This window comes from Mucilaginibacter sp. P4_E8, from assembly GCF_056401495.1.
Genome location: NZ_JBFUJG010000081.1, coordinates 1 through 23,769, shown reverse-complemented (window position 1 = coordinate 23,769; position 23,769 = coordinate 1). Strand labels below are relative to the sequence as shown.

Here is a 23,769-nt window from a genome sequence, read left to right as displayed (position 1 = left end):
CTGTAGCATCTGATGAACCAACATCCAGCTTAAAAGTACCGTTTAACCCTGTTGAGGTGGCCTTGCCACCACCCTTTAMGCCTATAGAAGCACCAATAAGGGGTTCTTTGGTATTGGCATCAACAATTTTACCGGTATAAACTGGTGCAAGCATAGTTTTAGACGGAACAGCGGTTGTTTTAACCGGTGCTTTTTCTTTAAGCACAATGGTATGGCCAACTATGGCGTAGGTTAATGGCTGGCCCTTAAATACTTTTTCGAGCACTTTTGCCAAAGACTGATCTTTTACATTTACCGATACCTTATTACTGCCGGCAAGCAGTTCTGTTTGCATGAAAATATCATAACCGCTTTGCTGTTCAATTTTGTTTAAAACAGTTTCAAGGCTCGCGTTTTTTTCGGTTAAGGTAATATTCTGGCTAAAGCTCGCGGCACTGATATGAAGGCATACTGCAAATAGTAAAGCTGTGATAAGTTTGATCCGCATAATAAATTTCCTTTTTGTAGCCGGGTTTATCCGGGAAAAACAATGGGTAAGCTTATTAATTTTATTTACCCGCATGCTTTCGCACACGGACGCTGGAAATGTAGAAAAATCCATACTTTTGTTTGGGTTGTTTAGTAAAAAGTGTATTAGTCAATATGATTTATATGGTCAGCCCGATATTTGGCCGGAGGTGCTCGTAACACTTTCCGGCTTTTTTATTGGCCAAACCCGGGTACCGGCCTCGCCGGTTGCCGTAATTGGTTGGTTATGATTTTACAATAATCTTCCCTCCGTTAATTGTGAAGTTTATACCGCTTGTTTTTAATATTTGAAATATCTCCGAAACAGGCACGTTCCTGGAGATCCGTCCCCGGTAATGTTTTTGAGCTACATTGCCCTGGTATTCCACATCCACATCATACCATCTTGATAGCTGGCGCATAATTGTACGCAGGTCGGTATTCCTGAACATGAACTTTCCATTTTTCCATGCTACAGCCTCGTCTATATCGGCATCTTGTTTTATATCGATAGCAGTTACGGTATTTACTGCTTGCTGGCCGGGCTTAAGTTTTACAGTAAGCTGGTTTGTATTGCCGGTAACCTTTACACTGCCTTCCAGTAAGGTTGTTTTGGTGGCCGCCTCATCAGCATAGCTGTTAATATTAAAGTGTGTACCTAAAACTGCCACTGTTTGGTTTGTTGTTTTTACAAAAAATGGTTTACGCGCGTCTTTACTTACCTCAAAATAAGCTTCGCCAGTTAGCTCTACCCTCCGCTCGTTACCGGTAAATGCTGTTGGGTATTTTAATGATGATGCCGCATTTAACCATACCCGGGTACCATCTGGTAAAACCACTTCATACTGCCCCCCACGTGGGGTAGTTAGGGTATTCATAGCTATAGCTTCAGCAGGTGTCTGGCCTGTGGCTATTTGATCGGTAGGTGTGGCTTTATAGATCACCTCCCCACTTTTGTTTTTATTAATGATTACATTTTTCTGATTGGCAATTTTCCCTTGTTTGGCATCGTCCAAAATTATTTTTGATCCGTTGGCCAGGGTTAATGTAGCCTTGTTACTACCTGGCAAGATATCCTTTTGCTGATGGGCCAAAGTTTTAAGGTCCTCATTGCTGCGATATTTACTTAAAGTAATACCCAATGCCATCAGTGTAATTACGGCTGCCGCGTAGCCTAACCATCTCCTGGTTACAGCCGGTTTATTTTCAGGAGTTTTATAGCCTGTTTTTTTAACTATATTTTTCCAGGCTTTAGCTTTATCGGTTACTGAAAAGGCTTCAAACTCGTTATTAATTATGGCTTCGTCGGTTAGTTTTTTGAATAATTCCTGGTTACGTACATCTGATTGAAGCCAATGCTCCAGTTCCTCTTTTTCCTGTGGCGTGAGTTCATTACGCTGATGTTTCGCGATCAGGCTGCCCAGGTCAAAATATGGTTTGTAATTATTCATAATTCCTTTTCGTACATAAAGACACCTCACCATTTAAAAAGGATAAAGGAGTGTGCATTTTTTTTAATTTTTTTTAAGAAAGATTTTGAGAATGGTATTCCCGGAAGAAAACCCGGTTTTTTTTAAAGAAAGAAGTATAACCTATTTAAGAGCTGCAATGGTAAGCAGAACAAAGCAGGTAAACACCTCGGGCGTAAGTTTTACCCGAAGCAACTGAAGGGCTCTCTGTTTTTGCTTTTTTACTGTATTTATTGACATATTTAACTCGTCGGCAATTTCATGGTTCTTTTTACCATCAAAATATCCCATAATTGAAATTACCTTATAATTAGCCGGTAAAGCATGAACCGCCGAATGAATTTCGGCTATTGCTTCTGCTGTAATAATCGCTTCAATTACCGGTGGCTCCTCCGGCTCGGCGTTGCCTTGTTGTTGTATATAGCCATCTACAACTTTATTGTGCCTTATGGTATTGAGGCTTGCATTGCGTACCGTACTGTATAAAAAGTTCTTTATAGCTATTTTATTCTGGATCACCGTTTCGCGCTGGTGCCAGTATTTTATAAAGGAATCCTGAACAATGTCTTCGGCTTGATCTTTATCTTTGATCAGTTGTAAAGAGAAGTACACCAACCTGTCATAATATTCCTTAAAAAGAACATCCAGATCAACCTGTTCAGGCAATCCGTTTGCATTACTTTTATGCGTAAATATTTCTTTTACAATGCTCATCTATCCTTTGCAGAAATAATTAATTAGATTTTACGGGCTGCACTAATGGTATATGTAAATATCTGCCTCAAAATTGAGCTTTAGGTGTTCAATTTAGGTTAATTCCGGGTTAATAAATAGCACCTAATTGGTAACTTTTCAGTTGCAAATAAAGGAGTGTAAATTTAATGGGGTGTCATTTCGCAAAAATTCTATGTATAAAAGAAAAAGCGCTTCATAATTAATTATGAAGCGCTTTACTTTTTTACTTGTTTTGATCATTATAGCTTAACGGTAAGCTTTATTTATAACCCGGATTTTGATCCTGCGGAGTTATCTGAGGATTCAGCTTCATTTCGCTATCAGGTATAGGGAAAAGTGTATTAAACGGCTGAATTGTTCCTGATTCCTTTGCCCATTTATTACGGGCTTTTACCAGCTCAAGGAGTTTTCCGGTACGGATCAGGTCGATACGGCGCCAGTTTTCGGCAAAAAGCTCTCTGATACGCTCTTCCATGATATTGGTACGGAAATCAACCTGCGACATCACGTTCCATCTTTTATCATTAGGCAGAGTGCCGCCCCAAGCGCGGGTACGTACATCGTTAACCACTGCTACCGCATCGCCTGTTTTATTAAGCTCGTTTAAACATTCGGCATAGCAAAGCTTAATATCAGCTAAACGAAGCACAGGAATGTTTTTTCCTGAGTTCCACTCATTGTTGATCTTGTTATCAGTGTGCTTGTCTGTACGGAAATCCTCATATTTTTTGATGTGAGGTTTCAGTTCGTCATAATCGTTGCCCAGATCTTCCCATAAAATTGGGTCAAGCGTAGGCGTTTCTCCGTAATAGGTGAAGTCATAACGGATGCTTTCGTTGCGACGAAGGTCGCCATCTTCCCACACACCGCCGTTGGCCACAGTTTCATAGGCATGAATAGTTGGAACAACTTTGTCATATCCTGAATAATAACAGCCATCCCCAAAAAATGCCTGCACGGCACGTGAGCCGATCTGGAACTGTAGTTTATTGTTGTTAGGATAAACCGGGCTGAACTGGAACTCCAGGATAGACTCGGCCGTGTTGCCTTTTGCATAATCCCACAAATCTTTGTAAGGTACCAGCGTATATCTTCCCATCATCTTTTCAAAAGCTTCGCGTGCTTTATCAAAGCTGCGTAAACCGGTTGATTCCGGAGCCGACATATAAGCTTTACCCAGCATAGCGAGTGCCGCTCCGCTGGTAGCCCTGCCCGGATCATTTGTTTGCGGACAAAGGGTTGATGCCCTGGTCAAATCGTTGATGATAAAAGCCCAAACATCTTTAAGCGGCTGGCGGCGGAAACCCAGCTCTTTTTCGCGGTTCAGGTCACGGATGGGTATTTCGCCCCAGTACATCGCCAGCTCAAAGTCAACAAAGCCTCTTATAAAATAGGCCTCGCCTAAAACATGCGCTTCTTTGCTGTCGGGGGCGATGCCTGGTTTATCAATACCTTTAATGATCTTGGCAGCCTCGTTTATAACCGGCCAGCGCAGATTCCACTGGTTGGCTAATTGGTTTAACAGCGAGTTGAGATTACCGTCATACCGGTCAAGACCTCCTTTTGCAGCGTCGCTTTTCATTTGAAAAGCGCCCTGCTGCAATTCATCGGTACCCATCATGGTAATAAGGCCCTGCTCGTCTGTACGTATGTTTTTCCAGCTGCCGTATATCCCTTTGAGGCTTGTTTCGGTGAGGCCGATGTCTGAATACACCTTGCTTTCATCCACCTTGGTCAAACTCTCCTCGGTGAGAAATTTTTTGCAGGAGGAGGCTGAAATAATTACCGCTCCGGCTATGAATATCTTTATAATGGTTTTTTTCATGATCTTTTGCATTGACGTTTAGAATCCAAAATTTACCCCAAGAACAAACGTTTTCACAGGCGGGTAGCCATAATCGCCGGTTTCTGGGTCAAGACCTTTGTATTTAGTGATGCAGAACAGGTTTGAACCAGTCACATATACACGCAGGCGGTTAGCATGCCAGTTGTTAAGTATAGATTGCGGCAAGTTGTACGCTAACGTTAGCGCCGATAAACGCAGGTATGAAGCGTTTTGCAAGCTATAATCCAGTTCAGAAGGGTTATACCTGTTATAGCTGGTATTGCCAATTACACGCGGTATATTGGTATTGGTGTTGGTTGGTGTCCAGCGGTTAAGCAGATCTATTGATGCCATGCTTTCACCAATACTGTTCATTGTGCCCTCATAAAAGTTGCTGATTTTTTTAGCACCATTAGAGTAAACAAAAACAGCGTTTAAGGCTACACCTTTATAAGACAGATCGGTTGAAAAGCCCCCGTAGAATTTAGGGTCTGATTTACCTACTACTTGTCTGTCATATTGGTTAACAATACCATCTTTTACGCCATTAGGACCAGAAACATCTTTAGCGAAAAGGTCGCCAAGGCCTACTGTTTTACCGTTGTAGTTGATGTTTTCCCACTCAGCACGGTTTGACTCCTGGGCTATACCACCAGAAACATAGGTGTAGATATTGTTGAGTGACTGGCCAAGGAACACGTTGCCTGTACGACTATCTTTAGATGGGTCAGTGTTATAGATCTCTTTGGCATTTCCGTATAGTTGTTTTACGGTATTTTTATCAAAGGAGATATTACCAGACAGTGTCCAGTTCCAGTCCTGACTTTTAACTATCTGACCGCTTACTGAAATTTCTAAACCTTTGTTATTTACGCGGCCAATGTTTTGCCACTCATGGGTGTAACCGGTAGTGGTAGCTAATGAACGATCAAGCAACAGGTTATCGTTGTTGATGTAGAACGCATCGGCAGTAACATTAAGTCGTGAGTTCAGGAACGCCATTTCGATACCCAGGTTGCTTTGTTTTTGCTTTTCCCAGGTAATGTTTGGGTTACCGCGGAGGCCGTCGTTCACGATAAGCGCGTTGCCATTATCAATCCTTGAACCATATAGTGTTTGGAAGGAGTAGTTGTTAATATCCTGATTACCTACCACGCCGTAGCCAACACGCAGTTTTAATTGGTTAAATACTTTCTGGTCTTTCATGAAATCCTCGTGTGTAACATCCCACGCGGCTGAAAATGAAGGGAAAATACCCCAGCGGTTATCTGCCGCGAATTTTGACGAACCATCATAACGAGCAGTAGCGGTCAGGAAATACCTTTCGTCATAACTGTAGGTAGCACGGGCAAAAACCGAAAACAGTGAATACCTGTAAAAGTCTGATCCTATTACCGTTTTATCAGTTGCAGCTGCACCACCAAGATCATAGTATAGCAGATCATCGCTGGCAAACCTGTCGCCTTGTGCTTTGGTATAATCATAACTGCGCCTGTTGGCAGTAGTACCTAACAAAGCAGAGATCCTGTGTTTGGAGTTAATGGTGGTGTTGTATGAAACGGTATTGTCCCATTGCCAATACAGGTCGTTCGTGCGTTCGTGCTTGGCGCGTGCATCGCCGTTATTTTGCCTGATGGCTTCCTGTATGTTTTTAGGAGTAAACTCAAACCAGCTTTGATTGGCGAAATCAACCGCGTAGGTTGAACGTATATCCAAGCCTTTTATAGGGTTAACATTGATATAGTTTGATGATACCAACCTGTTCCTGTTTTGTTTACGGGTAACATCAAGCGAGTTGAATGGGTTATAATCGTTGTTGTTTTGCTCACCATGTGAACGGTAGTACACTGTAAGGTAATCTGCAGTATACCGGGTATCCGGCGCGCGGTACGGATCATAGTTTAACAACGGATTGGCATTAAGTGCCTTGTTATATACATCGTCAGAAGGCAGATCATCATCTGTACGGGTAAAGCCGGTATTGGTACCTACTTTTAACCACTTTTTAACATCGTACTCGGCGTTAAAACGACCGGTATACTTATTTTGATTTACTTTTTGAATAAGACCTTTTGTGCCAGCGTAACCAAGGCTCAGATAAAATGTACCTCTGTCAGATCCTCCTGAAAAGCTTAAAGCATGGTTTTGCTGATAACCGGTACGTTTTACCTGATCGAGCCAGTTATAGCTTTTGCCACTGGTATGAGTATCAAATTCCTCGTTCGAGAAAGCAGGGTTGGGCTTTTCTGGAGTACCGCGTACCAGTAAGGTGTTATTGATATAATCCTGCCTGTTTGCAGTAGGGTTATCTTTTAGGTAACCGTTTGCATAAGCATCCAGCCTTAAATCAAACAGCTGATTGGCATTAAGGGTCTCGGGCATTTTGGCAAAGTTGGAGAAACCAGCCCAGCCGTCATAAGTTATCACGCCATCGCCAGCTTTCCTTTTACCTTTTTTGGTAGTAATAACCACCACGCCGTTTGCACCGCGCGAACCATAAAGGGCGGTGGCAGAAGCATCTTTTAATATCTGAACAGAGGCTACATCATTCATGTTGATGGAATTAAAGCCCCCCTGGTTGTTTTCCATAACCAAACCATCCACTACATAAATAGGTTTTGAGCCTGAGTTTATGGTATTGGTACCACGTATTTTAATGGTTGCATCGTCACTTGGTTTTGAGCCGCCGCCAATAAATACACCAGCCACACGACCTTGTAATGCGCTGTTAACATTAGTAACCGGGCGCTCCTGCAATGTTTTGGCATCCACGTTGCTTACAGAACCCGTAAGATCGCCTTTTTTGAAGGCGACACCTACTACAACAATTTCCGCAAGGTTGCTGTTGGAAGCTACCATAATGATGTTCATAGGCTCGGCTTTGGCGGGCAGTTCCTGGGTGTCAAAACCTATGGCGCTAAAAACCAGTGTTGTACCCGGGGCCACGTTCAGCGTAAAATTACCGTTGACATCGGTAACAGTACCTGTTTTGGTGCCTTTAATGGTTACTGTAACGCCTGGAGCCGGCTGGCCTTTGTCGTCAACAATTTTACCACTGATGGGTGCCTGGGTCATATCCAGATCAAAGCGTTTAGTAATTGCTGCAGGCTGGTTGTTCATGCTGCTGATTACAATAACATCTCCGGATACCTCATAAGTAAGATTAAGCGGTGTAAACAGTTGTGTTAATACTGTACCTAACGGCTTTTCTTTAAAAGAGGCATTTACCTTCTGGCCTTCATTAATAAGTACCGGGCTAAACACAAAATTAACATGATATTTTTGCTCCAGCTTTTTTATTATTGTTTTAAGTGCAACGTTGTTTTCGCTTACAGAAACCTTTGTATCTAATATAGCCTGGCCTTTAACATCTTTGGCAAGGGCGCTTCCCAATAAAGAGAGACTTAATGTTAACTGTAAAAATGTGATCTTCATTATTTTTACGAGTATAGGTTTATATTTCATAAATTTGGTAAGGGTTAATAATTCGTTAATAACTTGACAAAAAAGCCCCGCTCAACCTTTTAGAGGTTGCAGTAAATGGGTATCAATCATTTTGGGGCTAAACATTTGGACCGGCAGTACCGCAAATATTGCCGGTTTTTTTTGAGGGAATTTATGTAGTTTTTTTTCTCATCATATCATTTGGAGTTAATAATAGGTTAATTGGTTGGGGTAACGTTTAGGTTTTGGTTGTCAATAATAATGCGGCCATCAGTAAACTGGCACGAAACATTTATAGCCTTGCATATCAATTTAACTTTTTCGTCCAATGGCCTGTCTGAAAGAGAGGCCGTTAAATTTATATCTCCCAGTTTTGCTTTATCATATTCAATATTAACATCATACGCTTTATCTATTCTTTCAATAATGTACGATAATGGAGCGTTATCAAATGTGAACTCCTTTTGGGCAATTTCCTTAGAGAGGATTAAAGGGACCTTCAGTGTTTCTTTTTTAAATCGGAGTTGTTTTTCGACATAAGTAACTTGCTCATTCGGAACCAGCGTTACTTCGTATCTTTCCCTATTGGCTTTTGTTGTAGCTTTTTGGTTATATACCAGTACTTTACCGGTGTTTACTACTACTTTAATATCATTATTGTTTAAAGACTTAACCGTGAAGCTGGTACCCAGAACACGTATTACCATATCGTGATTATGTACCAGGAACGGCATTTTGGGATTTTTGTGGACCTCAAAAAATGCTTCCCCATCTAAAAAAACTTCCCGTTTGTCATGAAATGACCGAAGGTATTTGAGCCCTGATCCTGGTTTTAAAACAGCCAGACTGCCATCGCTCATTTGCACCAGTCTTGATTCTGTTGTATGATTGGTAATATGCAGATACGGATCAGCTTGTGCCGCGGTTTTTAACACGGTGGGTTGCTGATGCTTGTTTTTGATAAATAAAAGCCCCGCGCTAACAAACAACAAAAGCAAAGCGGCTACCCTAAACCAGTTAGATTGATAATACCGGTGCCTGATTATCTTTGGATTAGCCTGATCAAAAGCTTGTTGCCTGATGTGTGTAATGAAGGCGTTAACCTCAGTATCGGTAAGTTCGACCTGCAACGGTTCAATTTTAATAGACGCGGCTATTATGCGGGCGCGGTCAACCACATTTTTACGATCAGGGTGTTCTGCAAGCCATTGTTGCCAAAATACCTCCTGCTCGGGCGAGTTTTTAAGCGCCCAATCAATAAAAAAGTCGTCACGCAAGAAGTCTTCAACTTCGTAGTTTGTATAATTAATCACGCGGGCTGATTCAATTGGTTTATACAGTATATATTCCGAATCAGTTAAATATTACCCTCCTGAAAGACAAAAAAATGAAACTTTTTTAAATATTTTGCACAACTATCTGATAAATAGGTGTTTATTTTTTTATTGATTGAGGTTTGAAAATGCTATGAGCAATACAACCCACTCGGCCCGAAAGTTTTTATATGCTTTTTGTAACAGGTTATGTACCGATTGCTTGCTGATTTCCATAATTTGCGAAATGTTCTCAAAATCAAGATTTTCATAAAAGCGCAGGTACATGATTTCGCGTTGGCGTGGTGGGAGGCCATTGAGCACCTGTTTAATGCGAGTCCCCAGCTCCATCGTTTCAAGATCGGTGATCATTTTTGATTCGATGTTAAATTCAACTAAAAATGTATAATTTTCATCGGGCGTTTCATTGCGGTTCCATTTAGACTGTTCCCTGAAAATACGCAGCCGCACAGCTTTGAACAAATACCATTTTACTGCCTGGGTTGGGTTTATCTTTAGCCTGCGGTTCCACAGTTCCAAAAAAACGTCCTGGATACAATCCTTCAAAAAATCCTTATCCTGACAAATTCGAAAGCCATAGTTAAACAGTATTTTTGAATATTTTTTGATCAACCGGGTATAAGCAACTTCATCTCCAGCCCGAAACAGATCCCAGAGTTCAGAATCATCAGCAGCTATAGAAAAGTTATTATCAGGTACCATAATTAGAAGCAAAAGTCTGCTTAACTGGTCAAAAGTAATACGTTCACTTTTAATTACTATATAATCAGCGTTGATAAATCTGGCTAAATTACTTAAAAGATTGTTCAACCGTATTATGGACGTTTGAAAAACTGTAGCTTGGATATTAATAAGCTTGGGTAGCCTTTCTTTAAATTAATTTTTGATATGGTTTATACTAAAACATTAGTATCATGCCTAATAATCAAACGGGTAGTGTCTCAGTTTGAATTTTTCTTAAAATACTTTGAAATATAAAGTGACATGTGTAACTTTGTTATGCAAAGTACTTTTAAATTAAAAACTAATATTGTGAAGAATCCATATACAAGATTTCTAATCATCTTCCTCGTTTCTGCGTTCGCATTTCAGTTTATAACTAACTCTATTTTAGGTACTGAAGTCCGGGGGGGTCCGGTAAATGGTCAATGGTTCCCTGGGACTGACTCACAGGTAGCCTGGAAGCGTACTGTGGCATCAATTATATACCCTGTCAAAGTGGTTTTGGTAGGTCCGTTAGCGCCTGTATTTAATGATCCGGATCCGGCACCTCCTGTTTTGGCTTTCTTCTGTGCGCTATACTGGACAGCCATAGCTTCAGTCCTTTATTTTCTCTTCATTAAATTATTCACCCGTAAAAAAGCCTGAAGTTTGTCGTAATTCCGCCAAAACCTGTCTTACACTATTTACAATGCAGTTATGAATAGATTTGAAGAACTATATTATGAGGCAAAGGCTGACAAATGGTTTCAACGGTTTGCTGTTTTTTGCCGCATTGCTTTAGCCGCGAGCTTTATTCCGGCAGGCTATATTAAAATCGTGGGGGAAAGATTCGCCGCTGGCTTGCCGTCTAACAACCCGTTAGGGCATTACTTCGATGCCTTACATCTGACAGGATATTACTATACCTTTATCGGCATTGTTCAAATCATAACAGCTATACTATTACTGATCCCGAGAACATCCCTTCTTGGTGCACTAATGTATTTCCCCATCATCGTTAATATTTGTGTGCTGACTTATGCTACCCGCTTTGATGGTACCCGGGGCAACACGATGATGTTATTGGCAAGCTTGTTTTTACTAATTTGGAATTATGACCGTTTAAAACACCTTTTGCCATTCAAGCAGCCCAAAGCAGATCCTCCTGTGTTAAAAAAGCCCTTGGGTATGCGCCTTCGGATCATATTTTTTGGCGGTTCCTTCGCCATCTTAGTCTTTATCATCATTGGTACTTTTTATTTATTTGAGATCGTACCGGGCAACTCTGAAGATGAGTGCAGCAATCAATGTGCATCCAGCAAAAACCCCGCGGCTTGCCAAGTTTTCTGCGACTGCATTTATAAACGAGGTCAACCGCTGGATAGTTGTTTGGCAAATTTTAATAAGGCAAAAGATATCCGCAAATCTGATGGGAAGTAGCACAAAGTGCAGCGCAATAACCTAATAATTATTTTCCATCTTTTTAGAAAAGGCTTTGGTCAAACGGGTGAACCAAAATATTTATTTTCAAACTGAGACACTACCATCAAATGTTTTGGAAAAGCCAAACGGTTAGATGCAATGAAAATACCTGCCTCGTTCATTGGGTATCGGGAGGTTAGATGTTATCCGGTTAAAAATGACGAATTAATAAAAAAAGCGCAGCACTCCAGAGCTGACGCTATTTTTAACTTAACTATTAAGTGTCTTTCATTAATGATGAAGAAACTATGTAAAGAACGACAAGAGTATTTTAAGATTTACTAATTCTGGTTAACTATGGCATTAATTGTATATAAATGCCTGCTTGTTTGTACCATATTAAACAAGCACTTACGCGTTACAAAAGAGGCTGTATCATAAGTCATGAACAGCCTCCTTTTCTTTCATTTATTAGGGGTATTAATTATCTTGAACTTATGTATGTTAACGTGGTTACTGCAACCCTTGTATTAGGTGCAGTTCCCCAATCAAATGCTAAGTGAAATGTTTTGGTAGCCGGATCATAGTAATTATTAGTACCCGGGGTGTTCTTAAGCACTGGGTTTCCGCTTGCTGTAACTGTAACTTTATTAGTTGTTGGGTCAACGGCCAGCTGTAGGCCATCAATGCCCGCTATTCCCTCACCAGTTGCCCAGTATTGGGAAAAGGTGTTAGCATTAGCGCCAATTGTGGCAACATTTGTTGTTAAGTCATCTTTAAGTGCCCCACTTAAAGTTGCATCCGGAATCGTAGCTGAATTTCTGAAAATAGTTCCGGTAATGGAATATTTACCATCATACTTGTTTTTAACACTATAAAATGCGTACAAAGTGTCTTTACTTGCTGCATGTACAGTTAATCCATCGGCCTTGGTTATTTTATAGGCTAATGCATAACTTTTTGACAGATCAAGCTTGCTACCATTAAGTTTTATAGCAAAGTCCTTTGCAAAATTACCGGGAGCAAATTTGAAAGTTAAACTGCCATCTGTTGCTTGTGTAACCTCATCAGTACTATTAACTACCGTGTAAAATGAAGATGGCAATAATTCATATTGGGTATCATGTGCATCGTTATATGCTGTAATCGCATCAGGAAGAGCGGTTACCACAATGTTTTCTGGTTTATTAAGATCAGCATTATTAAACGCATCTTTTTTTATGGTGAACACATTTACGGTTTTAATATCGGTAAACGGATCAAAAAACGTTGATGACTCCATACCCGTAGGGAAGCCAATAAACGATATACCTGTTTGAGCGTTTTTTGCTGCTTTATCATTAGCGGGCTCTTTTCTGCATCCTGTGAAAACAAGCGCAGAAGTACAGGCCAGAAACAGATATTTTAAGAATATTTTCTTTTTCATGTCTTTTTAATTCAAAAAAATTAATTAGTTGTTCTTGTATCCCACCATACATGCGCATCTTGTGTATCACCGCCAGTTAATTTTGCAACGGCCGCGTTAACATTAGTGCCGTTTGTATTATATTCACTTGTGGCGTAGGTAAACCTGCGAACAATTTGTTTGGTAGCATTTGTAGCATCGGGAGCAGGAGTAAGTTGAGGATAACCTGTTTTTCTCCAGATGGCCCATGCCGCGTGCCCATCAGGGTAACTGGCTAAATATCTTTGGATAGAGATATTTTTCACATTTGCAGCATTGGCGCCTGCAGAAATTGTTACACCCAACTGTGTAAAATAGGATGCTGACGGAGCCGGCCTTCCCCACTGTTCAAATGATAATTTAATACCGTTTTGATACTGGGTAGTAATATCATCCGCTGTCCAACCCAGGTTGGCAGCTTCTGCACGGGCTAAAGCAACCTCGGCGGCACTGATAAGCATAACACTGCCAGTTTCGGTACGCAGATCGCCACGTAAAATACGTGCCCAGGTAGGGTTATTATCGGTAAAGGCCAACACATTGTTTCTGGCTAAACCATAGGGTACACCAATATTTGATGTGGTAACGTTTCCAGCTACTTCACTTGCGCCGCCAAATGCATTTTGCCTGTCGTCATTTAAGGATGCGGTAAGATCCGTCATTGTTTTAGATTCAGCAAAATCCTTGCGGCCATTATATAGATTCCACCATGCACTTTTATAGCCACCACCCGGATAGTTTAAATCAAAATTCTGATCATTTGAAGTAATAACACCGGCAGCTATAGCTTCTTTAACAGCTGTGGCCGCGTAACCGCTGGCAGCAGGAACTCTGTTTGATAGCTGTATGGCAACTAATAACTTAAGTGAATTAGCTGTTCTTTTCCACGAAGCAACATCGCCATTAAAAACAATATCGCCGGCCAGGGAAGAGGAGGCATCAAATTCACCAATAGCCGCGGTCAAATTGGCAATTATGCCTTTGTAGATATCTTCCTGTGTATCATATTTGGGAGTTATAGACTGTATGCCCTTTAACGCATCGCTATAAGGAACATCGCCCCATGAATCGGTAACGATCCAGAAAATATATTGTTGAAGAATTTTAGCAACAGTTGAACTGTTTTTGCTTTGATTCAGGTTAATAATATTCTGCAGATCATACAGGTTTCCGCTGTAATTACCTGTAAAAGAGTTTTGCGGTAATGTATATAGCGATGTACCTGAATATTGTGTTTCGGTAAAATATTGAGCGTACTGGCCTCCGCTTATGGCTTCAGTATTTGAAGAAGCGTAACCACCCAGTGCAGACTCCGCATTGGTTAGCAATGCTGCAGGTACCGGTTTGGTAGTAGCGCCGGGATTATCATTTACATTACCAAAGTCTTTTAGCTTTGAGCAACCCGTGCCTAACCAAATAAGCGTTGTTGCTAATGTATATATATATATCTTTTTCATTTTATTTATGTCTAATGATTTTGTAATACTTAGAAAGTTACCTTAAGATTAAATCCAAATCCCCTGGTACCTGGCCACTGAGCAGTTTCACCTTCAGTTGCAGTTATTTCTGACGGATCAAAGTCTTTGGTTTTTGCATATATCAGAAACAGATTACGGCCCGTTAACTCAAATTTTGCAGATTGAATGGCTTTACCCAATCCCAGTTTTTGAACCGGAATGTTGTAGCCAACAGCAACTTCTCGTAGTTTTATAAAGGTTAAATCATAAATATAAGGATCGTAAGTTTTGTTGTTTGTTAAACCCTGGAAGTAGGTTTTGGCATCAACATAATAGGTAACGGCTTTATTATCAGCATCAACTCCGGATACTTTAACACCTCCGCCATCGGCAACAGGATCCCGTACATTCATACCCTTATCATTAAGCGCAGCGGTGTTTGCGGTTAGTCCGCTATATTGGCCCCATCTGTTTGATAATGAAACAAATTTACCGCCGAACTGATAGTCGATATTAGCACTTAATGTGAAATTTTTAAATAGGGCAAATGTATTTTGTACCCCTCCTGTGTATTTTGGTAAAACACTACCGAAATAAACGTTAGGATCATTTATATAAGCACCGGATGAAGTTAGGATTGGTACACCATTGGCATTTCGTTTAATACCATTACCATATATCTGCCCCCATTGTTGACCCTTTTGATGGATCATGTAAGGCATATCTGAACCCCAAACACCGCCAACGGTAATGCGGTCAACACCATATTTATTGCTAATTTCAACTATCTTATTTTCAAGTAGCTGAGCAAAGTTAACATTGATATCCCAACGGAAATTTGAAGTTCTGAACGGGGTACCTCTTAGCGATAATTCAAGACCTTTTTTATCGATTAAACCAATATTGGTTAATATGTTCGAAAAACCACTCGCTGAATTTACAGACAGGTTATAGGGTATGCCGCTGTCTTTACCATAATAATAAGTACCTGCAAATCCAACCCTGTCATCAAAAAATCCTAAATCCAAACCAACCTCGGTTTGTTTCGTAGTAGTTCCGTGAATTGAGGGGTCAACAAATTGGTCGGGGGTCGACATCAGGATATTGCTTCCCCACTTGAATGCGTTAACACCATAAACCGTATTGGTTCTATAAGCACCAAATGTTTCGGTAGTGGTACCCAAAGCCAAAGGAATTTCACCATATGAAGCCCTTATTTTACCAAAGCTTAACCAATTTTTAAATTGTGGTAGCAGCTCGCTGAAAACAAATGAACCACCAAATGATTTTGATAAAACAGAGTTATCGGTGGGTATCAAAGTTGAGAACCAATCATTACGTATGGTAACATCGCCAAATAAGAAGTTTTTATATCCAATGGAAGCTTTACCAAAAAATGCACGGTATTGCTCCTGGCCTCTCCCGTTAATTACTGAAGGCTGATCTACAGAGTTTGATATGGCATATAGGTCATCAACACTTAAACCATTGTTGGTATTTGCTCCATTGGTTTTCACAATCCTATTAAAAAAGTCGCTACCAACGTTAGCATTTACAGAAAAATCATGGATCTTTTTAGTATAGTTGATCAACATTTCATAGTTTTCCCTGTTGTCATATGTAGTTAGTGTTGCATAACCACCTTTTACACCGGTTTGCGTACCGCTGTACTGTAACTGAGAGCTTGTTTGCTGCTCGTTCCAGGTATTTTCCTCGTTTTTACGATAGGTTCCTTTGATGCTCAGATCATCATTCAGCTTGTATGTTAATGACAGGTTTCCGTATAAACGATCGCGCTGGCTAAGGTTGGTCCACAGTTTGCTCCATAAATATGGATTGTACCAGTAGTTACCACCATAAAATGCAGCAGGACTTGAAGAATCGTAAGAAGTCGGGTTCTGGTGGTTCCAGCTTACATAGGTTCCATCCGGAGATTTCAGATCCTGTAGTTCTTTCATGATACCCATATCCAGGTCACGGTGAAACCAGGAGTTAAATGATCCGCTTGTTGAACTCGCGTAGGCATCATTAATTTGACCATTAATTTTTTGACTGATATAATTAATATTTGCGCCAACGGTAAAATGCTTGTTCAGATCATAATTAGCATTTAAGCTAAATGTGTTTTTATTTAGATTACTATTGGGTAAAATACCTTTAGTATTTTGATTGGCGTAAGACATCCTGATATTAAAATCATCAGCAGATTTTGTAAATGCCACGCTATTGTTAAAAGAGGCTCCTGTCTGAAAAAAGTCCTTAGCATTGTTAGGCTGCGGTGTCCATTTGGCAGTTTTGAAAGAGTAGGGAGTGCCGGCAGCCCAGGCATACCAGGGAATATACTCCTGACCAACCATTTTAGGCCCCCAGCTACTATCGTCAGTATAGTCGGGGTAATACTTGCCATTTAAAGCTTTCCATCCTTCCGGGTCACCTTCTTTCCAGGTATACTTCATAAAGTCGGCAGAGGCGCCACCACCGTAAGTATTTTGATAGTTAGGCAAAATATAAACGTTATCAAAGTTGGCCCCTAAGTTGAATTCAATACCAATACCTTTGGTTTTTTTACCTTTTTTGGTAGTAATAACGATAGCGCCGTATGCACCCTGAGAACCAAACTGGGCAGAAGCAGCCGGCCCCTGCAAAACAGTTATATTATCAATATCATCGGGGTTAACGTCATCAGAGTTTGGTAAAATGGTACCGTCAACCACATAAAGGGCTCCGTTGCCCCTGCCAAAGCCCGTTGCACCGCGCAGCCTTACTTCCGTATTACGGCCTAAAGCCGCCGCCGACTGGCTGCGCACCTGCACACCTGCTACTTTACCTGCCAATGCATTGTTTACGTTGGGCTGGCGGATGGTGTTCAGCTGATCTGATTTTACAACCGTTGCAGTTGCTGATGAAGAGCGGGATGTTTGCCGGGTTCCGTATGCTCCCGTAATAACTACTTCAGACAGCTGACTGTTATTTGGCGCTAACATAACATTAACAGGGCCAGAACCAATTTCAACTGTTTGAGGCAAATAGCCAATAAAGCTAAATACTAAAGTTTTGGCCGAGGCAGGCGCACTTAAAGTAAATTGACCATTTGCGCCGGTTTGGGTGCCAATTGTTGTACCCGTTATCCTTACAGACACACCAGGTAGTGGCAATCCGTCGTCTTTTGCAGTTACCGTTCCGGTAACCGTTTTGTTTTGTGCAAATACGGCGTTAATAAATAACGCGATAAAACACAAACTTGTGAGTAAGAGTTTTTTCATTGTTAAGAATCAGTTAATTTATTCGAAATTAATGTTTGTTTGATAAATTATCAATAAAAAATGAAAATAATTTAATGAAAAGCTCATTTTGTTAATGATTACATATTTTAAGTAGATTTTTTTACTAAAATATCAATAATTATGATAAATGGTTTTAGTAATTTATATAAAATTGGCATTATGATGGATTTATTCAGAATAAATGAGCTATAAGAATTGATTTTCTGCTGTTTTTAAAGAAAAAGTGTAATTTTTTTATGTTTTATTAAAAAATTCACTAAAAATTCATCAGTTTTTACTAATTAAGACTGCATTTTTTAAAAAAAACGGTGACTGGAAATAATGTAATTACTGAAATTTACCAGCCGGATTTTTAAACCAGGCAATTGTGTAGCCTGGATAGCTTATTTAAAACTCATTGTTAGTAAATAAAAGTACCGATATCTCATCCCTAAGTGGATTAAAAACGGTCGCAAGAAACATAGCATCAACACTTTGAAAAAGAATATGGGCTATTATCTCGTAGGTTCAGATAGATTTAAAAGTGGGAAGTAGAATTAACCATTGCACAATAAAGTAACAAATTGCTAAATGGATGCGCTCATATTTACGGAAGGGTTAAATTTATAATTAAGTAATTTTTAACCAATAATAAACCATTATGAAAACATTTACTTATGCTATTTTGCTTCTCAGCGGCATTCTTGTTGTTACATCATGTAAAAAAAATGAGATAGAAAGCCCGGAGAACGGAATAACCCAGGACAGTTCAAGTTTAGCTCTTGCTGCGGCAACAAACTTGGTTAGTCTCAAAATCACCACCATCGCGGGTCAGCCGTTTCGTACCGGGTATGCTGATGGGATAGGTAAACAGGCTTTGTTTGATCACCCATTTGGCATTGACCTGGCAGATGATGGCTACCTGTACGTTGCTGATGCTTATAATAATAAAATCCGTAAGATATCGCTATCATCCAATGCTGTAACTACCGTAAATGTCCCTAATGCAAGTGATGGATCAAGCATTAGCGGCCCATATAATTTAAGGATAAGCAAAGATGGAACGTTAAATATAATAGCCGACGAACCGCATCCGGTATGGATTGTAAAGCCCGACGGCACGGTGTTAACGCCGGGCCATGCGCCGGAAGCACGACTATCCCCGGACATTGAACGTGACCCGTCACGCGATTTTTTCTGGATGGCCGAAGTCGATTCAAAACTGGTTAACGGCCAGATTAGCCTAAAAGCCTATTTAAAGAAATTTTTTATTAACTCTTCCGGCACAATTGGCACTTCGCCTTTAACACTGGATGTAAATGCAATTGAAGAACCCGACAGAAGTGATTTTGACATTTTAGACTTTTACCCTGGCTATAATGGGGTAAAATATGTGGTGATTAACCATACTAAATTGTATAAACTCAGTTCAACAGGTGTTTTTAGCCGGATTTATAAAGACATGGATTTTCATGAGATTTATAATATAGTATCTTCAAAAGACAGCCGCACGTTATACCTTGCAGAAAGCGGGCAAATAAAATGTATTGCCGATGGGGTACATAAGTTTTTGGCAGGTCCAAACCCAACGTATCATGATGGAAGAGACGGCACAGGCTCAGGAGCGGACATTTTTGCCGACAGGTTGGCCTTATCCAAAGATGAAAATACGCTATACTTTAGTGATATAAATACCGGCACCATAAGAAAGATGCAATTGAGATAACCGGCGATTTATTAAGCGCTAAAACAACGATATGATAGGCAACACCAAACCTGTAGGTTTGGCGTTGCCTATCATCAAGATAAAGTAGTTTCGAAGGCTCCGGCTGCCTATTTCGCCAGTTCCTTCAGGGCCTCCATCCCCGGCATAAAAAAATACGCGCCGCCCTTTGTTGTTACAAAATCAGGGAGGTTATGAATACGGGTCCTGGCGGGGCAACCCTGAATGCTAAATAAGTTTGCTTCGCTCCGGTGCCCTATCAGCGGATCGGTTTCATGATCAAGCGTGGCAAAGTTCAGGTTGTTTACCCAGGTTTGCTGGATAAATTCAAATTGCCGCTCAATATTGCTGTTGATGCAAATAAAGTGCAGTCCCCGCTCTTTCCCGTCATTTTGGTAAACGTCCTGGGTTCTGTCACCGTACGAGCGCCCTCGCCGGATAATGCGGTGGCGTTTCACGGTAAGTAAGGATACCGCCGGGTCATCAAACAGCGAATCCCGGGGATTGGTGCGGCGGATGTGCGAGCCCACCGGGCAGCCAAAGCCTGACTTATCACTGGCAGCAAAGTTGAAATTATTATCTTCGTTAACGCCTGAGGGGTTAGGATCGGCATCGGGGTGATCAGTGATCGGCGCGCCGCTCTTCCATCGTCCCACCATCTTAGCGGCCAGTTTTTCCTGATCTTTAGGGTTACTTTGACCGTTTGCGTCAATGGTTGTTTCTTTTAGATAGTTCCAAAGGCTATGTACATGTTGCTCTATCTGTCTAAACACCAGGTAGGTGCCATTTTTGCCGAACTCCGGCATACGCTTGATGGCAGGCAGGGGATCGATCTTTTGCATTTCATTCTCATAGCCAAGCACAAATTCCCCCGCCTTAAGTTCCGTTGCATGGCCCGTTCTGTTCAGTTGTCTGGCTTTCTGGTCCGTTCCTTCGATCACGGGCTGCCCGACGCCATCTAAAAAGCCGAAGTGCTCCTTGGTATCGGGTTGGCGACCCGCTGAAAGCGATTTAATGAGCTGAACACCGCTTGGCTGTTCAATGCCTGTTTTAATGATGGCCAACTGTTCGTCGAGCTGATCTTCGTCTTTTGCAAATAATAATAAAAGCACATCAACCGGGTTTTCTTCGTTACCCCAAAACCACCTGGCCGGGGCGCTATCGCCGTCATCACCCAGTATCTGTTGCCTGGTGAGTGTRCTCATTCCTTCCTGAAAGGGGACCGAAAAGGTTATGAGCTCATCTGCGGTAAAACCAAACTTCTGGAATGCCGTGGCCGTGAAAGCAATGTTCAGGCAATAATCGTCTTTACGGTCTACCCCTGTAGTAACGTTTGGGATAATCGTGGCCAGCCAGTTCCGGCAGGTTTTAACGTCAGTGATTTTTAGGAGAACATAGTTAGCACAAGGCATATTCTTTGCATAGGAACTCAACACAAAGCCTTGTATATCTGAAAAAGTTAATTGTGCCATATCAGTTAAAAAAGTTTAAGCCAATCCTTGGTTTCAGGATCAGAAAGTGTAGTAAAAATATTTTCCCTGATCGAACTGTCTTTATCAATGTTTTGTACGGTAAGATCACGATAAGCGCTGTACCATACGAGCGACGGTACCTGCTGATTACGCGCGAACGCTTTGAACCGCAATTCGTCGCGGGCGCCGTCAAGAACAAGAAATTTCGTATACGGAAACCCTTGTGTATTGCTCCATATCCCTGTAAGGCCGGTGGCCGCTTTATCAATAAAATCGTCGAGGTAGCTGGTCCAGCTTCCGTCATAATTGCTTAGAAACAGCAATTGTTTCCCGTGGTTGATGATTGACCAGTGCGCGAAGTGAATACTTGGTATCCCGCTGAGTTTGCCTTTAGTAGAAGTACGCGCGAGCAGATTAGCCCCGAACAGCGCGGCCGTTAATAAATACAGGCGAAATTTGCCTGGCTTTATGTTGGTGATACTTGCGAGATGATTTTGAGTGATCCGGTTCTCTGTACTGATCAGTAATTCGATGTCAGAAACTGATGGCGGCTGTACCTGTATAGGATCGGTATCTTCTTTGCGGCGCAAGATCACCACGATGATAATGGCCGATAGCAGTACTAACGGAAGTAAGGCCAAAGCGAGAATCGCGAACAAAATAATTTTTAGGCGTGGGATAAATTTTTCTGCAAATGTTTGGTGGGGTGGGAGCGTGCCGGACAGCACAGGATCAACCTCCTTTTTTACAAATTGCTGCATCTGCTGCCGAAGCTGCCCCGACGTTATGCTTGCAGGCTTTACGGTATTGAACAGATCATCCAGGTAAGATTGCAGCTTCTCGCGCAAAAGCTGGTTCGCTTTGATGTCTTTTGATGCCCTGCCAACATTCCCTATATGAAAGGCGTTCGGCCGTACGATGTTTGCGGTCAGGAACTCCTTTAAGTTTTGGGGTTGAAATACGTTATTCTGGTACGCGGAACAGCATTGATAGATGCGGTGGAGGCCGGGCCCGGCCTTAATCATTAATTCATCAAGATATACCGATACCTCACCGTCAAAATTGTTCTCAAATACTAAAAGGGGCGGCGTGCTTTTATCATCAGAGATAACAAAGCTTGCAAAATGCAACAAACTGAGCGACGGAAAAGGAATGTAAGTGTTTATAAGCAGGTCATTCCTGATCTCCTGGAGTATTTGCTCCAGCTCCGCTTTTTTTAATGGATCTATTTCAGTGATAAAGGTAAGTATGGTCTGCCTCATGTTCTATGCTTTAGAAACAGGTTAAGTCAACAATTTAAGAATAATAAACAGTAAATAGCAGGCTGAAGTGGTCAGTCGCCCGTTCATAATATGTCTTATAAAGATAAACGAAGTTCTTTGATAATACCTATAGCGGCGGATAATAATTCGGGGTCATAAATAAAAGTAAAAGTCTGTGTATTAAAGTGTTCATCTCTTAAAATGATGGGAGGGGAAATCCCTCTTGTCAGACGGGAGAAGAAGACGGAGTGCCAATTATTTGTGCCCTGGGGATATGAAAAAGGGGCAGGGGTTATGGCTTGCTGTCGGCTTTGTTTAAGGAGCCCTGTATATCAACGCAGCGAGGTGGAAAAAGCCCGGGGTGTAACGGAAAACCTTATACTGTTCACGTTCACACCCGTGAACGCCATGGATATTAATGAGCGCTTGATAATCAAGTATTTGCATGAGGTTAAAACATCAGCAAACTATTTTAGCAGGAAAACGCTATTATTGCTTGTCCAAAATTTATAATTTTTTATTAATAATGTGGTTTAAAAGCTTTTTGCTAATTCTTATCCTGTCCAGTTTACATACAGTTTCATTCGCTCAGAAAAAAGCGGGTAAGCTCATTAATGTACTTATTGTTGATGGCTTTAGCAATCATGATTGGCGCCAAACCACCAGGATAGTTAAGCAGATTTTAGAGGGAAGCGGATTATTCAATGTAAGTGTTTCTACCGCACCTGAAGTTCCTGAAGATGTTTTATGGGCTTCGTGGGAGCCCAATTTTAAAAAGTATGATGTAGTTATCCAGAATACCAACAATATACAAACCCCCAAAATACGCTGGCCTAAAAGAGTACAACGGGAATTAGAAGATTATGTAAGATCGGGTGGCGGATTGTATATCCTCCACTCGGCTAATAACGCTTTTCCCGACTGGATGGAGTATAATAAGATGATCGGTTTAGGCTGGAGACCCAAAACATATGGTTATGCTTTGGTGGTTGATTCGCTGGGTAAGATCATACGTATACCACCCGGTGAAGGGCAGGATACTTACCATGGTGATCGTAGTGACCTGAAGATACATGTATTAACCGATCATCACATTAATAAAGGCTATCCCAAAGTGTGGACAACACCAGATGCTGAATTATACAAATATGCCCGGGGGCCAGCTGAGAATCTTACTGTTCTATCTTACGCCCATGATCTGGTTACCGGTAAGAACTGGCCGGTAGAGTGGATTGTAACATATGGGATGGGAAAAGTTTACACATCCAGCATGGGACACTTATGGAAGGGTGACATTTACCCTGTTGGATATCGCTGTATCGGTTTTCAAACCACAATGATCAGGGCGGTGGAGTGGCTGGGAACAGGTAAAGTGACCTACCCGGTACCTGCCAATTTCCCGACTGCGACACGAATAAGCGTTCAAGAGGAGCATTTAGAAAACTAATTGTAAGGCTTTTGAGTTGCAATGTAGCGTTGTTAGGCAATTTTCGAACTATTTTATGGAAGATTTGAAGAAGATTGGGCTTATTTAATGGTGCGGTGATAACACCATAGGTGTTGGGAAGAAATAAAAAGAAAGCTTGGGCCTAGTGCGATTCCTTCCTTGGGGAAGGGGGAGGTAGGGGTTTATTGAACATTACAGGTTTAATCGCACGTATAAACCCCTCCCTGCCATTTCACAATCCACGGCACCCCTCCCAAGGGAGG

The 23,769-nt window shown here is 41.3% G+C and carries 17 protein-coding genes; 4 read left to right on the top strand and 13 right to left on the bottom strand.

Going from position 1 to position 23,769, the window contains the following annotated elements; translation table 11 throughout:
- A partial coding sequence (locus AC1DRQ_RS21755; protein ID WP_477426814.1) for an STN and carboxypeptidase regulatory-like domain-containing protein occupies positions 1–487 on the bottom strand: 487 nt, incomplete at its 3' end.
- A 73-nt stretch (positions 488–560) separates the two neighbouring features.
- On the opposite strand from AC1DRQ_RS21755, the gene AC1DRQ_RS21750 reads away from it, so the two are divergent.
- A complete protein-coding gene (locus AC1DRQ_RS21750) occupies positions 561–758 on the top strand; it encodes a hypothetical protein (protein ID WP_477426813.1) in 198 nt (65 codons plus the stop codon).
- Here the strand turns inward: AC1DRQ_RS21750 and AC1DRQ_RS21745 are convergent.
- The 7 genes from AC1DRQ_RS21745 to AC1DRQ_RS21715 form a co-directional block, all read right to left on the bottom strand.
- Positions 753–1,958 (bottom strand): FecR family protein, encoded by a 1,206-nt coding sequence (locus AC1DRQ_RS21745; protein WP_477426812.1) that lies wholly within the window; start codon positions 1,956–1,958, stop codon positions 753–755. The genes AC1DRQ_RS21750 and AC1DRQ_RS21745 overlap by 6 nt on opposite strands.
- A gap of 141 nt (positions 1,959–2,099) precedes the next feature.
- Complete coding sequence (locus AC1DRQ_RS21740; RefSeq protein ID WP_477426811.1) at positions 2,100–2,690, bottom strand: RNA polymerase sigma-70 factor; 591 nt, start codon at positions 2,688–2,690, stop codon at positions 2,100–2,102.
- A 280-nt stretch (positions 2,691–2,970) separates the two neighbouring features.
- The gene (locus AC1DRQ_RS21735) at positions 2,971–4,536 is read right to left on the bottom strand and encodes a RagB/SusD family nutrient uptake outer membrane protein (RefSeq protein ID WP_477426810.1); all 1,566 of its coding nucleotides are present in this window, start codon (positions 4,534–4,536) and stop codon (positions 2,971–2,973) included.
- Positions 4,537–4,554: 18 nt separating this feature from the next.
- Positions 4,555–7,971 (bottom strand): TonB-dependent receptor, encoded by a 3,417-nt coding sequence (locus AC1DRQ_RS21730; RefSeq protein ID WP_477426809.1) that lies wholly within the window; start codon positions 7,969–7,971, stop codon positions 4,555–4,557.
- 227 nt (positions 7,972–8,198) lie between these two features.
- A complete protein-coding gene (locus tag AC1DRQ_RS21725) occupies positions 8,199–9,293 on the bottom strand; it encodes a FecR family protein (RefSeq protein WP_477426808.1) in 1,095 nt (364 codons plus the stop codon).
- A gap of 129 nt (positions 9,294–9,422) precedes the next feature.
- Positions 9,423–10,016 (bottom strand): RNA polymerase sigma factor, encoded by a 594-nt coding sequence (locus AC1DRQ_RS21720; RefSeq protein WP_477426807.1) that lies wholly within the window; start codon positions 10,014–10,016, stop codon positions 9,423–9,425.
- A 443-nt stretch (positions 10,017–10,459) separates the two neighbouring features.
- Entirely contained in the window at positions 10,460–10,627 is a 168-nt protein-coding gene (locus tag AC1DRQ_RS21715) for a hypothetical protein (RefSeq protein WP_477426806.1), read from the bottom strand.
- A gap of 106 nt (positions 10,628–10,733) precedes the next feature.
- Between AC1DRQ_RS21715 and AC1DRQ_RS21710 the strand changes: the two genes are divergently transcribed.
- Positions 10,734–11,456: a hypothetical protein gene (locus AC1DRQ_RS21710; RefSeq protein WP_477426805.1), complete on the top strand. Its 723-nt coding sequence runs from the start codon at positions 10,734–10,736 to the stop codon at positions 11,454–11,456.
- A gap of 466 nt (positions 11,457–11,922) precedes the next feature.
- On the opposite strand, the gene AC1DRQ_RS21705 is transcribed toward AC1DRQ_RS21710, so the two are convergent.
- The 3 genes from AC1DRQ_RS21705 to AC1DRQ_RS21695 are packed head-to-tail and all read right to left on the bottom strand — an operon-like array spanning position 11,923 to position 17,602.
- Positions 11,923–12,864 (bottom strand): DUF1735 domain-containing protein, encoded by a 942-nt coding sequence (locus AC1DRQ_RS21705; protein ID WP_477426804.1) that lies wholly within the window; start codon positions 12,862–12,864, stop codon positions 11,923–11,925.
- A gap of 20 nt (positions 12,865–12,884) precedes the next feature.
- Complete coding sequence (locus tag AC1DRQ_RS21700; protein WP_477426803.1) at positions 12,885–14,339, bottom strand: SusD/RagB family nutrient-binding outer membrane lipoprotein; 1,455 nt, start codon at positions 14,337–14,339, stop codon at positions 12,885–12,887.
- Positions 14,340–14,368: 29 nt separating this feature from the next.
- Complete coding sequence (locus tag AC1DRQ_RS21695) at positions 14,369–17,602, bottom strand: SusC/RagA family TonB-linked outer membrane protein (protein WP_477426802.1); 3,234 nt, start codon at positions 17,600–17,602, stop codon at positions 14,369–14,371.
- Positions 17,603–18,263: 661 nt separating this feature from the next.
- On the opposite strand from AC1DRQ_RS21695, the gene AC1DRQ_RS21690 reads away from it, so the two are divergent.
- Positions 18,264–19,328, top strand: coding sequence for a hypothetical protein (locus AC1DRQ_RS21690; RefSeq protein ID WP_477426801.1), 1,065 nt, complete (start codon positions 18,264–18,266; stop codon positions 19,326–19,328).
- A 107-nt stretch (positions 19,329–19,435) separates the two neighbouring features.
- On the opposite strand, the gene AC1DRQ_RS21685 is transcribed toward AC1DRQ_RS21690, so the two are convergent.
- Entirely contained in the window at positions 19,436–20,797 is a 1,362-nt protein-coding gene (locus AC1DRQ_RS21685) for a Dyp-type peroxidase (protein WP_477426800.1), read from the bottom strand.
- 5 nt (positions 20,798–20,802) lie between these two features.
- Positions 20,803–22,059 (bottom strand): hypothetical protein, encoded by a 1,257-nt coding sequence (locus AC1DRQ_RS21680; RefSeq protein WP_477426799.1) that lies wholly within the window; start codon positions 22,057–22,059, stop codon positions 20,803–20,805.
- 526 nt (positions 22,060–22,585) lie between these two features.
- Here AC1DRQ_RS21680 and AC1DRQ_RS21675 point away from each other — a divergent pair.
- On the top strand, positions 22,586–23,506 hold the full coding sequence (locus AC1DRQ_RS21675; protein ID WP_477426798.1) for a ThuA domain-containing protein: 921 nt from the start codon (positions 22,586–22,588) through the stop codon (positions 23,504–23,506).
- Positions 23,507–23,769 lie beyond the last annotated feature (263 nt).